Origin of the sequence: Bradyrhizobium sp. BRP56 (assembly GCF_020194035.1) — a bacterium.
GTDB classification, from domain to species: Bacteria; Pseudomonadota; Alphaproteobacteria; order Rhizobiales; family Xanthobacteraceae; genus Bradyrhizobium; species Bradyrhizobium australafricanum.
Map to the genome: position 1 here is coordinate 1 of NZ_JADYVV010000056.1, position 13,066 is coordinate 13,066.

A 13,066-nucleotide genomic window follows, 5' to 3' on the forward strand; every position below is an offset into this window, starting at 1 on the left:
CCAGCCGCAGGTCGCCGAACCGCCCCAGGCCAAATTCCAGTCCCAACATCAAACGCTCCGTGAATCATCACTCAACCCACGGAATCAGCAATCAAATCGCCTAGCAAGATGTGTGCATACGAGAGCCTTTGCAAGGGGAGGTGACACGAGAACGCGGATGCAAGTGCATCACAACAAGGGAGGCTCGCGATGATCGACCATATCGGCTTTTCTGTCTCCGACTATCAACGCGCGAAGGCGTTCTACCAGACGGCGCTGGCGCCGCTCGGCTACGGCCTGATCATGGAAGTGCCTGCGGAAGTGACCGGGCACGCGCCCGCCGCGGGCTTCGGCTCCGACGGCAGGCCGGACTTCTGGATCGGCGGCGAAGGCGCCATGAACAAGCCGGTGCATATCGCCATCACGGCCAAGGACCGCGCCACCGTCGATGCCTTCTACAAGGCCGCGATGGCGGCCGGCGGCCGCGACAACGGCGCGCCCGGCATTCGCGCGCATTATCACCCGAACTATTACGGCGCATTCGTGCTCGATCCCGACGGCCACAATATCGAGGCGGTCTGCCACACGCCCGGGTGAAACATCGGAACGCCGCGGCGCGCGATCCGTTGTCGCTGCGAACTTCGATGGAGCGATCAATGCGCGCGACGCGATCTGGCATCGGCAACCGCCGCGGGGCCTCGATATGATGCCGATCGAGCCTCCCGAGATTCCGCCGACGACGCCGGGTACACCGAGCGAACCGCCGCCGGGAATTCCGCCCGGCAGTCCGCGCCCCGAGATTCCGGAGCCGGTGCGCGAACCCGGCGAGCCGCCGCGACCGGACGAGTTGCCCGGCAAGACACCTGACGAATCACCGGTGCGTGGACCGCCTGGACCGTCCGGCCCGCCGCCTGCGACAGATCGACTCGCCGGCCGATGAGTCGCCCTTGCGCCCAAGTTCCACGTCGATCGCAAATGTGTCGGCGCGTTTCTTCTGAACGCGCGGTGAACAATCACACACGCAACCCGTTATAATGTCGAAATAAACTTCGCCGATGATTCGTGGCTCGCCACAATCCGGCCTAACGGCTGGCGGTTCATTGTCCTGCCGAATTGTTCGGTTCTCACTTTGCTTTCCTGCCCAGACTTTCCGCCGGGGACTCCTAGACAATGACAAAGCTTCGTCTCGTGCTGCTTGCCACGACTGCGCTGACGGTGATGCAATTCGCCACCTCAGCGTCGCACGCCCAAACTTCGCCTCTGGTCGTCGCACAGGCGCAGCAGAAGGAAGAAACCGGACCTGACGGAAAGCCGAAGGCGCGGCCGGCGCCGGGCGCGCCGGGTGCTCCTGCACGTCCCGCACCGCCGGCCGCAGCGCCGCATCCGCAGGCGCCACCTCCCGCCGCGGCACCCGCACATCCTGCTCCGCCGCCGGCCGCAGCGCCCGCGAAGCCGACCCCGCCTGCGGCACCGGCCCGGCCGGAGCCGCCCGCAGCTGCACCGGCAAAGCCGACGCCGCCTCCGGCAGCCGCACCGCATCCGGCACCGCCGCCGGCTCCCGCACGGCCCGAGCCGCCTGCGGCGCGCCCGACGACACCTCCGCCGTCGGCTGCTCCCGCACATCCCACACCGCCGCCGCCTGCGGCCGCACCCGCGAAGCCATCGCTGGCACCGGCACGGCCGGAGCCGCCCGCAGCAGCGCCTGCGAAGCCAACCCCGCCACCGCCGGCGGCCGCCCCCGCACATCCGACGCCGACGCCGACGCCACCGCCGCCGGCCGCAGCACCGCAGCGACCCGGCACGCCGCCGCCCGGCGCAGGACCCGCGCACACGCCGCCGACGCCGGCGCCCGGCGCCACGCCGAATGCCGCGCCGGCAGCACGTCCCGGCACCCCGCCCACGGCGGCAACGCCAACTCCGACGCCCGCAACGCCGGGAGCTCCGACAACGGCGCCGGCCGAACGCCGCCCCGGCGATCGTCCGGGTGGCGAACGCGGTGAACGCCCTGGCGGCGCCAAGCAACCGCCGGGCACCCCGCCCGCGGCGACTTCAACGCCCGCGCCTTCGGCAACGACAACGCCGCCGGCAGCAGGGGCACGACCGGGCACGCCGCCCGCCGCGACAGCTCCCGGTGCGACACCGACGCCGACACCTCCGGCAGCCGGCGCACAGCCCGCGCGTCCAGGCACCCCGCCTGCCGCAACAACGCCTCCGGCACCCGGCGCGACGCCGACGCCACCGGCGCCAGGTCAGCAGGGACGTCCGGCGACACCGCCCGGAACACCGGCAACCCCGGGCGCGGCAATGGGCGCGCCCGGCGCGGCCCCGGCTCCGGGTCAGCCGGCAGCACGTCCGGGCGTCGCGCCCGGCGTATCGCCGGCCCAGGGCGCCGCGATGGGCGCGCCCGCGCCATCGGTCGTCCCCGGCTCGGCCGCCGCAACGCCGCCGCCCGGCCGCGCGCAATATGCGCCGCCGACGGTTGCGCCCGCCTTCCGCGCCGCGCCTGCCGTCGCAGCGCCGCTGCCGCCGCCACCGCGCCATGACAACATCAAGCCGCTCGCGATCGGTGCCGCCGTCGGTGCCGGCGTGGTCGCCGGCGCCATCATCGGCGGCAGCATCGCCGACCTGCACAGCCAGCGGCAGGAGGTGGTCGAGGGCGGCCGCACCATCTACACCGAGCCGGACCGCGTCATCATCCGCGATCCCGGCGGCCAGGCCTATGTCCGCGGCGACGACGTCTATCGTTTCCGCTATGGCGCGCGCGATATCCGCACCGAGACGATCGGCGGCGAAACCCGCACCGTGGTGGTTCGTCCCGACGGCAGCGAGATCATCACGGTGGTCGGCTCCGACGGCCAGATGTTGCGCCGAATCCGCAGGGATACTGGCGGCCGCGAGGTCGTCATCATCGACAACAGCTATCGCGATCCGCGGGCGGTCGGCGGCTTCTATGTCGACGCGCCGCCGCCGGTGGTCAACATCCCCTACGATCGCTACATCGTCGATGCTCAGGACGCATCGCCCGACGTGATCTACGAGACCATGGAGGCACCGCCGGTGCAGCGGATCGAACGGCGCTACTCGCTGGACGAGATCCGCTACAGCCCCAATGTCCGCATGCAGATGCCGAGCATCGACGTCAACACGATCAACTTCGACTCCGGATCGTGGACCATCCCACCGGACCAGGCGGCGAGGCTGCAGGTGATCGCCGACGGCCTCAACCGAGCCATCCAGCGCAACCCGCGCGAGGTGTTCCTGATCGAGGGCCACACGGATGCGACCGGCAACGACACCGACAATCTGTCACTGTCGGACCGCCGTGCGCAATCCGCCGCCGAGCTCTTGACGCAGCAGTTCGGTGTGCCGGCTGAGAACCTGACCTCGCAGGGCTATGGCTCTCAATATCCGAAGGAGCAGACCGACGGACCGAGCCGCATCAACCGGCGCGTCACCGTCCGCCGCATCACCCCGCTGCTCAACGGCGGCACCGCCTCGGCCGCGCCGCCGCGCTGAGCCGGCGCGACATGACGCGACGGAATGGCCGGGAGCGATCCCGGCCATTTTTGTTTGTTCTCCTTCCCCCTGAAAGGGGGAAGGTCGGGATGGGGGTCAGCCGCAGGTGACGGTGTCTACGGAGAGAGCAGATCCCCACCCGCTTTGCTCTCGCGAGCAAAGCGACCTCCCCTTTTCAAGGGGAGGTCGGAGAAGCCTCGCCGCTCACGCCAACCCTCCAACAGCAAACTTTGCTCATCTCGCCCCCCGCAAGCGGGAGGGGTACAGCGGGCATGCCTCGTCTCAATCTCATCATGCGTTACTTGCCCGCACCCAGTCCCAGCGCCTCGACCATCACGCGGAACACCTCAGTGTTGTCCATCGAGCCGTGGACGCGCTCGCTGCCCGGGCCCGTCGCGGTGAGAATGACGTCCTCGCCGGAATGCACGCTGGCGCCGATCATCGCCGGCAGATTGCCGAAGCGCAGCACGACGCCGGGGACATCCTTGTACTTGTCATTGGCCTTGAACGTGTCGGGCTGGTCGCCCTTCACGGTCGGCTCGTTCGGATCGTCGAGTTTCGGGCGGAACGTCTCGTAGTGATCCGGCAGACTGGCGGAGAAGATTGCAAGCCGCCGGCTGACATCGACGCGTGACGGATAACCTTCGGCGTCCGGCGCCGGATAATTCGGGAACCCGGCTTTCTCGTAGACACCGACGCGCTCGCGCAGCGGCACGTTGGGTGTCGCCGCCATGTCGTCATTGATGGTGCCGACCAGGCTGTTCGGATGGTTGTGATCGGCCACGACCAGGATCAGCGTGTCGTCGTTGCGCGCTTTCGCCCAGTCCTTTGCCAGCCGCACCGCATTGTCGAGCATGATGGTGTCGTAGACCGCGCGCTCCATGTCGAGCAGATGGGCGTATTTGTCGATCAGGCCGGACTCGACCATCAGGAAGAAACCGGCCTCGTGTTTCGACAGCACCGTGAGCGCGGCCTGAATCTGCTCGGTCAGGTCCGGCTGCTCGGGGAATTTCCTGACGCCGCCGCCCCTCAGGAACTTGCGGTCGAGCGCGCCGTCCATGTTGCCGGCGGCGAACAGGCCGAGCAGTTGGCGGGTGTCCGGCTTAGCTGCGAGCGTGGCGAGTTCGCCTGCGGTCGTCGCGACCGGATAGCCGGCGTCGCGGAAGCGCGCGAGATAATGGACATCGTCCTTGCGTTTCGATCCGGACGCGGATTGCGGCAGGAAGTTCGCGGACCCACCTCCCATCAGCACGTCGGGCTTCGCGTCGAAATATCGCGCGACGATCGCGTCATAGGCGGCGCGGCGGCGGGTATGCGCAACCATCGCCGCCGGCGTCGCATCCTCGACCTCGGTGTTGGTGACGATGCCGACAGCAAGGCCCGCCCGGCGCTTGGCGAGGCTCGCGATGGTCTCGACCCTGGGATCGTCGAGCGGATCTGGCGTGCGATCGGCGTAGACACCGAGCGCATTGACCGCGGCCTTGTGGCCGGTGGCGTAGGCACTCGCGGCATTCGCCGAGTCGGTGATGATCGAGTCCGAGCCTGCGGTCGCGACCAGCGCCATATGCGGCATGTCGTCGATCGCAAGCTTGCCGCGGCTCTTGCCCTCCGCGATTCCCTTGGAGAGGATTCGCGCGGCGACGCGGTGCGACGGCGACATCCCGTCGCCGATGAACAGGATCACGTTCCTGGCCTTGCGTGCCCCGGTGTCGTAGACGGTCCAGGTCACGGTCCGGCTCTGCGCGCCGTCACTGACTTCGACGGCGACCTGCCCGGGCTTGACGAGCGAGACATCGCGCAGCAACAGCGCCGACTGCTCCCGGCCGGCCTCGTGCGCGGTGAATGTGCCGCCCTGGCCGAACACCGCGGCATAGTCCGCGCCGTTCAGCGTGACCTTGAGCTTTGCTTGATCGACCACCCCCGGAAGCTCGACCTTGAAGTCGAATTTGGCGCCGACGAGGATATCGGCGCGATCGATCGGATAGATCGTCTGGGCGAACGCCTGCGCTGCCGACAACACCAGCGTGACGGCTATACCGGCAACTTGTTTGATCATGATCGATGCTCCGCTCTCGCGCATCATGCGCATCGGAGCGGAGGCTAGTTGCGGCGGATGACGGCGCAATGAGGCGCGCCGGGGCGTATTGCCGCAAGGCCGGCGTGATTTCAGCGCGCCATCTGCTGCGGATCGTAGAAGAAGCGCTCCTCGACCAGCTCCTCGCCGCGCCAGGTCTGCCAGGCGACCTCCTCCATGCTGCGGACCTTGCCGTCCTTGCCGGTGAATTCGAAGCGCCAGCAGATCGCCGAATGATCGCCGTCAAGCAGGAGCGGCCCGAGCCGCGTGGTCTTGACGCCGGCGACCGCGGCCAGCACCGCCGCCTCGCGCGCCGCCAGCGCCTCGCGGCCGACGCGCCACTCACCGTCATTCTCCTGGGTGCGGGCATCGACTGAATAGAAATTCCTGATCGCGCCGACATGGTCGTTGGACTCGACCGTGTCGGCGAAGGCTTGCAACGTCCTGAGCGAAGGCATGGGACATTCTCCATTTACCGACTTACGGTCGGTATTTATCGACTAGTAGTCGGTAAGTCAACTGGCGCCGCTACGGAACCTGGGCTAGAGATGCGCCATGGCAACCCAGGCCGAACGGCGCGAGAAAACCAGAGCCGCCATCGTCAAGGCGGCGCGGCGCATTTTTGGCGAGCGCGGCTTCGCCGCTGCGACGATGGACGACATCGCCGCCGGCGCGCGTGTCGCCAAGGGCGCGGTCTATCATCACTTCGCGACCAAGGAGGCGGTGTTCGAGGCGGTGTTCGAGCAGGTGTCGATCGACCTTGTTGCCGATCTCGACCGCATCTCGCGCGCCGAGAACGATCCGCTGGCGGCGATGGCGGCGGGCACGCAGGGCTATTTCGCGGCGTGCTCGAAAGGCCCGACCGGCCAGATCATCTTGCGCGACGGCCCCGCCGTGCTCGGCTGGGAACGCTGGCGCGAGATCGACGCCAAACATTTCGGCGGCAAGTTTCCGCGCGCGCTGGCCGCCGCGATGGACGCCGGCGTGATCGCCAGGCAGCCGATCGAACCGCTGGCGCGGCTGTTGCTCGGCGCGGTGACGGAAGCCGCGGTTGCGGTCTCCGCGGGGCCGGACATCGGCAAGACCGGCACCGATTACGCGCGGGCGTTCCGCTCGCTGCTCGATGCGCTCAGGGTGAAGTAGGCAGGCCTCTCTCCCCACGTCGTCCCGGCGAAGGCCGGGACCCATAACCACAGGGAGGAGTCGTGGAAGCGCGCTGGAGCACCAGTGTGCTTCATAACCATGGCCGGTGGTTATGGGTCCCGGGTCGCGCTTCGCTTGCCCGGGACGACAAGGCGAGAGGGTGCCGCCTCAGTCCTTGTCGTTCTCGAGCTGGAAGATCTGCGAGCCTTCGTCGCTCGAGATGAGGCCGGTCTTGTTGTACAGGCCGAGCTTGGCGCGGGTGTCAGCAATGTCGAGGTTGCGCATCGTCAGCTGGCCGATGCGGTCGGCCGGCGTGAAGGCGGCGTCCTCGACCTTCTCCATGCTGAGCCGCTCCGGCGCATAGGTGAGGTTCGGGCTCTCGGTGTTTGATATCGAGTAGTCGTTGCCGCGGCGCAGCTCGAGCGTCACCTCGCCGGTGACGGCGCGTGCCACCCAGCGCTGCGCGGTCTCGCGCAGCATCAAGGCCTGCGAATCGAACCAGCGGCCCTGATACAGCAAGCGGCCGAGCCGCATGCCGCTGATGCGGTACTGCTCGATCGTATCCTCATTGTGGATGCCGGTGACGAGACGCTCATAGGCGATGTGCAGCAGCGCCATGCCGGGCGCCTCGTAGATGCCGCGGCTCTTCGCCTCGATAATGCGGTTCTCGATCTGGTCGCTCATGCCGAGGCCGTGGCGGCCGCCGATCGCATTGGCCTCAAGGAATAGCGCGACCGGATTGGCAAACGTCTTGCCGTTCAGCGCGACCGGCTGGCCTTCCTCGAACCGCACCACGACTTTCTCGGCCTTAACGTCGCAATCGGCGCGCCAGAACGGCACGCCCATGATCGGGTTAACGATGGTGATGCCGCTCGCAAGGCTCTCGAGATCCTTGGCCTCATGCGTCGCGCCGAGCAGATTGCTGTCGGTCGAATAGGCCTTCTCGGCGCTCATCTTGTAGGCGAAGCCCTGCGCGGTCATGAACGCCGACATCTCGGCGCGGCCGCCGAGCTCGTCGATGAACTGCTGGTCGAGCCAGGGCTTGTAAATCCGCAGGCTCGGGTTGGTCAGCAGGCCGTAGCGATAGAAGCGCTCGATGTCGTTGCCCTTGAAGGTCGAGCCGTCGCCCCAGATGTTGACACCGTCCTCCTGCATCGCCGCGACCAGCATCGTGCCGGTCACCGCGCGGCCGAGCGGCGTGGTGTTGAAATAGGTGATGCCGCCGGTCGAGATGTGGAACGCGCCGGACTGGATCGCGGCGATGCCCTCATGGACCAGCTGGGTGCGGCAATCGACCAGGCGGGCCTTCTCGGCGCCGAAATCCATCGCCTTGCGCGGGATCGCGTCGTAGTCGGCCTCGTCGGGCTGGCCGAGATTGGCGGTATAGGCGAAGACCTTGGCGCCTTTCAGCTTCATCCAGAGCAGCGCCGCCGACGTGTCGAGCCCGCCCGAGAACGCGATGCCGACTTTTTCGCCGGTGGGCAGGCTTTTCAGAATCGTACTCATGGGACGGTCCAATCGGTCGAAATCAATGATGTTTTCGGGGTGGCGATATCAAATTTCCGAACGCTGAGCACGCCTTTAATCAGGCCCAAATCAGGCCTCGGGCTGGCTGGACGCCGCCCGGCCGCCCCGGCGCCAGCGCTGCATCCACCGGTAGCCGGGCATTGCAAGGCGCGTCAGCGCGGCATCGACCTGGGCGTCGGTCAGCCGGGTCGCTGCCCAGCGGTAGATCAGCGCATAGAACAGCCAGACCGTAAAGAACGACACCAGGCCCGCGATCGCCACATCGGTGAAAAAATGGCCGCCAAAGGCCATGCGAAGCCCGCTGGTGACGATGCCGAACACGGTCGCTCCGGCAAAGGCCAGCGGCCGCCACGCGGGCGGTGTCAGCGCCGCCGGTGCATAGGTCCAGAACGCGGTGGCGCCCTCGCCGGAGAAGAACGAGCAGTTGCGCGGGCAGCCGCCGCGCGGGTCCCACCACGGCACGAATTGCAGGTCGCCGCCGAACTGCGTCACGAACACCGGCCGCGGCCGGCCCCAATAATTCTTGAAGGTAAGGTTGGTGAGCACGCCGGCCGAGAGCAGCATCGTGGTGAGCAGGAACACCGCGGCGCGGCCGGACATCAGCATCGGCCGATCCGGCCGGATGAATTTCCAGACGATGGTGACGATCGCCGGCAGCACCAGCGCCCAGGCGATCCACATCGCCGCATCGCGCGCAAACGACGCCACCGCGTCGAGCTTCAGCGGGAAGGTTTTCTGCGCCACATCGTAGAACAGCGCCGCCAGCTTCAGATCGAGCTCGGGATAGATCCCGAACAGGATGCCGACGATGAGCGCCAGCGCCAGCGCGATGAAAAGTCCGGTCCGGTTCATGGCGCGCGGTTTAGCCGACGCGGATGAGGTGGCGCAATCATTTCAAGTAAGCCCGAAGGGCATTTGCCGCTTGATCAAACAGGTGATCGACACCTTCATTTTCGTCGTAGTTAAACTGCCGCGGAGTATTGAGCGCTGCAGCACCATTTTTCGTCTGCGCCTGAAAAACGCTCAATACTAGTCCATCCAGAAGTTCCCGGGTCGCTCTGGGCAAGGTTGAGTCGATCGCCGGCAATTGAGCGAGGATATCTCGTTCAAGCTCGGGAAGTGACAATTTGCCCGACTGCGCGCTTATCACGCTTCCCAAGATTGCGGATGCGGCTCTCTGGTTCGAATCCATGTTGGCACTCTGGACGAGGTCACGGCCGCTGCGATTGCGACGGCAATGGCGGGGGCGGCGGCAACGGTCGCGCCGGCTCGCGCCAGGCGCCGGCGGTGCGGCCGGCGATCAGCCAGTAGACCAGGCCCGCGACGATGCCGGCGCCGGTCATGATCTCCATGTGCCGGCGCACGATGCCGTGGAATTGCATCATATCGGGATCGAACGGAACCAGGCCGAGATAGCAGGCCGCGCCGACGATGGCGCCGCCGACGGCGTAGGCCAGCACGCTGCGGATGAAGAACGCCTCGGTGATCAGCACCACGATCAGCGCCGGCAGCAGTGCGAAGCCGGAAATGAAGATGAACCCGAAGCCGAGCACAACGTTGATCGCGCTCTGGTCGATCTGCCCGCCGAAATCGCTGATCTCGGGATACAGCACCGCGACGACCACGATGATCCCTGCCACGAAGCAGGCCATCAGGAAGCCGAAGGCGACGACGAACAGGCGGCCGATCAGGGCCATCGGGTCATCCCATCATCGAACATCAAGCCAGGCACTAGCCTCTCCTCCGTCATGCCCGGGCCTGTCCCGGGCATCCACGTCTTCTCGCGGAGAAAGCTAAGACGTGGATGGCCGGGACAAGCCCGGCCATGACGAAATATGGAAACACACTCAATCCGTCATCGCCATCGCGCGCAGCGCCTGGCGCTCGCGGGCGGAGAGCTTTTCGGTCTCCGACTTGAGCTGGCCGCAGGCGGCGAGGATGTCGCGGCCGCGCGGCGTGCGCACCGGAGAGGAATAGCCGGCGTTGAAGATGTATTCGGAGAATTTTTCGATCTGCTCCCAGTCCGAGCATTCGTAGGCGGTGCCCGGCCACGGATTGAACGGGATCAGATTGATCTTCGCCGGAATGCCCTTGAGCAGCTTCACCAGGAGCTTGGCGTCATCGAGCGAATCGTTGACCCCCTTGAGCATCACATATTCGAAGGTGATGCGCCGCGCGTTCGAGGCGCCGGGATAATCGCGGCAGGCCTGCAGCAATTCCTTGATCGGATATTTGCGGTTCAGCGGCACCAGCTCGTTGCGCAGCTCGTCGCGCACCGCATGCAAGGAGATCGCGAGCATCACGCCGATCTCGTCACCGGTGCGCTGGATGTTCGGCACCACGCCCGAGGTCGACAGCGTGATGCGGCGGCGGGAAATGCCGATGCCTTCATTGTCGGCGACGATCAACAGCGCATCGCGCACTGCGTCGAAATTGTAGAGCGGCTCGCCCATCCCCATCATCACGATGTTGGTGACGCGGCGCGTGCCGTCCTCGCGATCGGCCCAGTCGTTCAGCCGGTCGCGCGCCACCATCACCTGGCCGACGATCTCGCCGGCGGTGAGGTTGCGCACCAGCCGCTGCGTGCCGGTGTGGCAGAACGCGCAGTTCAGCGTGCAGCCGACCTGCGAGGAAACGCACAGCGTGCCGCGATCAGTTTCGGGGATGTAGACGCACTCGACCTCGTGCGGTCGCTCGACCTTGTCGCCGCTCGGCAGCCGCAGCAGCCATTTGCGCGTGCCGTCATTGGAAATCTGCTCGGCGACCACCTCGGGACGGTCGACGGTGAAATGCTTCTCGAGCTCGGCGCGCATGTCCTTCGAGACGTTGGTCATCTCGGCAAAGCTCTTGGCGCCGCGGAAATACATCCAGTTCCAGAGCTGCTGGGTGCGCATCTTGCGCTGGCCGGCCTGCACCCCGATCTCGCCCAGGCGCTCGGCGATCTCGGCGCGCGACAGCCCGATCAGCGACGGCTTGGCCGGCGGCACATAGGTCTCGAGCGGAACCTTCTCGACCAGCGCGCTGGCGCCGGAGACGGCATGGGTGGTCACGGTGTCGGTCATGAAACCTCAAATAGGCCTTCCAGCCGGTGCTGGAAAGCCACCAAATACCTCGATTTCAGGCCTTAAGTCGATTTTTAGAGCATGATCTTTCCGGAAAACCGCTTCACACTTTTCCGGATCATGCTCTAGCGCCGGCAGTCCTGCCCGAGCCGGTCAAGCGCCTGCGCCAGGCCCTTCAGCGAGAAGGTGTCTGTCGTCTCGGTGCCCTTGGCCGAGACGGCTTTTACCGTCAGTTCGGCCGATTTGCGCATGGATTCCACCATCCGCTCCTCCTCGGCCGCATTCTTGATCCAGAGGCCGTCGCCCTGCGTGTACATCGCATAGGTCCCGCCGCCGACCTGAAGCGTCGATTCGGAGCCCGGCTTCACCGTGTAGCCGATCATGATCGAGACTTCGTTGACGACCTTCTCCGCCGGACGGGTGGAGATGAAGGCATAGGCCGGATCACGCGGCCGGTTCGCCGGATTGGTCTTCGACGACGACGGCTTGGCGAGCGCAAAGCACACCTTCTTGCCGTTGGGCGATGCCGTGTACGCGCCCCAGGTCCCGAATTGACCGATCAGCGTCGGCTCGGCGCCGCCGGCCGCAGCCGCGGCAGCCGAAGGCGCCGGCTTGGCTGCTTCCTTGGCCGTATCTTTCTTGGGCGCAGCCTGCGCCGGCGCGAGGGTGATGAACCCGCACAGGATACAAGCAACCAGTGATGTCAGAATCTGCCGCACGGCCAACTGGTTCCCCCATCATTGTGACTGCAAGATGGCCCGGCGATTCCCCTCCGCCGGCTCGGATGGATAACCGGGAAACGCTTTTTTGGGAAGGCAGTTAGGCCGAAAGGCGAACGCCGCTCACCGTCGGGCGCGTAATCGCGACGCGTTATCACTTGGCGCGCGCAGCGCGCTGCTTCTCCCACTGCGCATCGGTCCATTGCAGCAGGTCCTCGGCACCGGAACCGCGTAAGTGCGAGCCGCCATCCTGCACCACCATCTCGCCGTTGATGTAGCCGGCCTGATCCGAGATCAGGAAGGTCGCGAGATTGGCGAGCTCCGAATGCTCGCCGGCGCGGCCGAGCGGATTGCGATGCGCCCAGCTCTCGCCGCGCCCTTCGGGGCGCAACTGTCCGGTCGCGCCGGCGGTCGGGAACGCGCCGGGCGCGATCGCGACGGTGCGGATGCCCTTCGGGCCCCACTCCACCGCCAGGCTCTTGGTCATCGCCAGCACCGCGGTCTTGGCCATCGAGGACGGCACCGTGAACGCGCGGCCGGTGATGGTCGAGGTCGACAGGATCGAGAGCACCACGCCCTTGTGCTTGCCGTCGATCCAGCGGCGGCCGGCGGCGAGCGTGCAGTACATCGTGCCATGCAGTGTCGGCGCGAGGATCGCGTCCGCCGCACGGAACGACAAATGTTCGCTCTGCGCAATAAAGGTTGCGGCAGCATTGTTGACGAGCACGTCGATCGGCGCGTCCTGCCAGAGCTGATCCATCATCGCTTCGACCGCCGCACCGTCGCGGATATCGCAGCGCGCGATGGAAACCTTGGCGCCGAGCTCGCTGCGGAATTTCGCTGCGGTTTCCTCCAGCAGCCCCTCGCGCCGCCCACAGATGATCAGTTCGGCGCCGAGTTCGGCGAAGCGGTAGCCCATCGCCGCGCCAAGGCCGGAGCCGCCGCCGGTGATCAGGATGCGCTTTTTCGCTAGCAGGCCTTTTTCAAACATAGTTTGATCCCTCCGCACTGTATTGTCGCTCCGCCGCAAATCCGGCATGAAGCTT

The 13,066-nt window shown here is 66.5% G+C and carries 14 protein-coding genes; 4 read left to right on the forward strand and 10 right to left on the reverse strand.

From position 1 onward, the window contains the following. Nucleotides 1-189: 189 nt before the first annotated feature. Together I6F38_RS31260 and I6F38_RS31265 are read left to right on the forward strand one after the other, a co-directional pair. Nucleotides 190-576 carry a VOC family protein gene (locus tag I6F38_RS31260; RefSeq protein ID WP_225163117.1) on the forward strand — a complete coding sequence of 129 codons (387 nt, stop codon included), beginning with the start codon at nucleotides 190-192 and terminating at the stop codon, nucleotides 574-576. A gap of 109 nt (nucleotides 577-685) precedes the next feature. Continuing rightward, nucleotides 686-919, forward strand: coding sequence for a hypothetical protein (locus I6F38_RS31265; RefSeq protein ID WP_225163158.1), 234 nt, complete (start codon nucleotides 686-688; stop codon nucleotides 917-919). A gap of 223 nt (nucleotides 920-1,142) precedes the next feature. Here I6F38_RS31265 and I6F38_RS44280 read toward each other — a convergent pair whose 3' ends face one another. Beyond that, on the reverse strand, nucleotides 1,143-1,871 hold the full coding sequence (locus I6F38_RS44280) for a hypothetical protein (protein ID WP_346657146.1): 729 nt from the start codon (nucleotides 1,869-1,871) through the stop codon (nucleotides 1,143-1,145). A 412-nt stretch (nucleotides 1,872-2,283) separates the two neighbouring features. Between I6F38_RS44280 and I6F38_RS44285 the strand changes: the two genes are divergently transcribed. Next, entirely contained in the window at nucleotides 2,284-3,495 is a 1,212-nt protein-coding gene (locus tag I6F38_RS44285; RefSeq protein ID WP_346657147.1) for an OmpA family protein, read from the forward strand. 298 nt (nucleotides 3,496-3,793) lie between these two features. Here I6F38_RS44285 and I6F38_RS31275 read toward each other — a convergent pair whose 3' ends face one another. Together I6F38_RS31275 and I6F38_RS31280 are read right to left on the reverse strand one after the other, a co-directional pair. Beyond that, the gene (locus tag I6F38_RS31275; protein ID WP_225163119.1) at nucleotides 3,794-5,551 is read right to left on the reverse strand and encodes an alkaline phosphatase; all 1,758 of its coding nucleotides are present in this window, start codon (nucleotides 5,549-5,551) and stop codon (nucleotides 3,794-3,796) included. A 110-nt stretch (nucleotides 5,552-5,661) separates the two neighbouring features. Further along, nucleotides 5,662-6,027 (reverse strand): hypothetical protein, encoded by a 366-nt coding sequence (locus tag I6F38_RS31280; protein WP_028340880.1) that lies wholly within the window; start codon nucleotides 6,025-6,027, stop codon nucleotides 5,662-5,664. Between the two features lie 97 nt (nucleotides 6,028-6,124). Between I6F38_RS31280 and I6F38_RS31285 the strand changes: the two genes are divergently transcribed. After that, the gene (locus I6F38_RS31285) at nucleotides 6,125-6,712 is read left to right on the forward strand and encodes a TetR/AcrR family transcriptional regulator (protein ID WP_225163120.1); all 588 of its coding nucleotides are present in this window, start codon (nucleotides 6,125-6,127) and stop codon (nucleotides 6,710-6,712) included. A gap of 168 nt (nucleotides 6,713-6,880) precedes the next feature. Here I6F38_RS31285 and argG read toward each other — a convergent pair whose 3' ends face one another. From argG to I6F38_RS31320, 7 genes are all read right to left on the reverse strand, one after another. Further along, nucleotides 6,881-8,218: an argininosuccinate synthase gene (gene argG, locus I6F38_RS31290; protein ID WP_225163121.1), complete on the reverse strand. Its 1,338-nt coding sequence runs from the start codon at nucleotides 8,216-8,218 to the stop codon at nucleotides 6,881-6,883. Nucleotides 8,219-8,308: 90 nt separating this feature from the next. Beyond that, the gene (locus I6F38_RS31295) at nucleotides 8,309-9,091 is read right to left on the reverse strand and encodes a phosphatase PAP2 family protein (protein WP_225163122.1); all 783 of its coding nucleotides are present in this window, start codon (nucleotides 9,089-9,091) and stop codon (nucleotides 8,309-8,311) included. A gap of 37 nt (nucleotides 9,092-9,128) precedes the next feature. Further along, nucleotides 9,129-9,431, reverse strand: a complete 303-nt coding sequence (locus tag I6F38_RS31300) for a hypothetical protein (protein WP_156436599.1) — start codon at nucleotides 9,429-9,431, stop codon at nucleotides 9,129-9,131. 19 nt (nucleotides 9,432-9,450) lie between these two features. Continuing rightward, nucleotides 9,451-9,936, reverse strand: coding sequence for a hypothetical protein (locus I6F38_RS31305; protein WP_225163123.1), 486 nt, complete (start codon nucleotides 9,934-9,936; stop codon nucleotides 9,451-9,453). Between the two features lie 150 nt (nucleotides 9,937-10,086). Next, on the reverse strand, nucleotides 10,087-11,301 hold the full coding sequence (rlmN, locus tag I6F38_RS31310; protein ID WP_092087850.1) for a 23S rRNA (adenine(2503)-C(2))-methyltransferase RlmN: 1,215 nt from the start codon (nucleotides 11,299-11,301) through the stop codon (nucleotides 10,087-10,089). A gap of 125 nt (nucleotides 11,302-11,426) precedes the next feature. Further along, nucleotides 11,427-12,020 carry an invasion associated locus B family protein gene (locus tag I6F38_RS31315; RefSeq protein WP_050383624.1) on the reverse strand — a complete coding sequence of 198 codons (594 nt, stop codon included), beginning with the start codon at nucleotides 12,018-12,020 and terminating at the stop codon, nucleotides 11,427-11,429. Between the two features lie 154 nt (nucleotides 12,021-12,174). Beyond that, complete coding sequence (locus I6F38_RS31320; RefSeq protein WP_225163124.1) at nucleotides 12,175-13,011, reverse strand: SDR family oxidoreductase; 837 nt, start codon at nucleotides 13,009-13,011, stop codon at nucleotides 12,175-12,177. Nucleotides 13,012-13,066: the final 55 nt, after the last annotated feature.

What these genes read in the sequence shown, in the direction of transcription:
- I6F38_RS31260 (WP_225163117.1), top strand. Translation starts at nt 190, where the DNA reads ATGATCGACCATATCGGCTTTTCTGTCTCCGACTATCAACGCGCGAAG.
- I6F38_RS31265 (WP_225163158.1), top strand. Translation starts at nt 686, where the DNA reads ATGCCGATCGAGCCTCCCGAGATTCCGCCGACGACGCCGGGTACACCG.
- I6F38_RS44285 (WP_346657147.1), top strand. Translation starts at nt 2,284, where the DNA reads ATGGGCGCGCCCGGCGCGGCCCCGGCTCCGGGTCAGCCGGCAGCACGT.
- I6F38_RS31275 (WP_225163119.1), bottom strand. Translation starts at nt 5,551, where the DNA reads ATGATCAAACAAGTTGCCGGTATAGCCGTCACGCTGGTGTTGTCGGCA.
- I6F38_RS31280 (WP_028340880.1), bottom strand. Translation starts at nt 6,027, where the DNA reads ATGCCTTCGCTCAGGACGTTGCAAGCCTTCGCCGACACGGTCGAGTCC.
- I6F38_RS31285 (WP_225163120.1), top strand. Translation starts at nt 6,125, where the DNA reads ATGGCAACCCAGGCCGAACGGCGCGAGAAAACCAGAGCCGCCATCGTC.
- argG (WP_225163121.1), bottom strand. Translation starts at nt 8,218, where the DNA reads ATGAGTACGATTCTGAAAAGCCTGCCCACCGGCGAAAAAGTCGGCATC.
- I6F38_RS31295 (WP_225163122.1), bottom strand. Translation starts at nt 9,091, where the DNA reads ATGAACCGGACCGGACTTTTCATCGCGCTGGCGCTGGCGCTCATCGTC.
- I6F38_RS31300 (WP_156436599.1), bottom strand. Translation starts at nt 9,431, where the DNA reads ATGGATTCGAACCAGAGAGCCGCATCCGCAATCTTGGGAAGCGTGATA.
- I6F38_RS31305 (WP_225163123.1), bottom strand. Translation starts at nt 9,936, where the DNA reads ATGGCCCTGATCGGCCGCCTGTTCGTCGTCGCCTTCGGCTTCCTGATG.
- rlmN (WP_092087850.1), bottom strand. Translation starts at nt 11,301, where the DNA reads ATGACCGACACCGTGACCACCCATGCCGTCTCCGGCGCCAGCGCGCTG.
- I6F38_RS31320 (WP_225163124.1), bottom strand. Translation starts at nt 13,011, where the DNA reads ATGTTTGAAAAAGGCCTGCTAGCGAAAAAGCGCATCCTGATCACCGGC.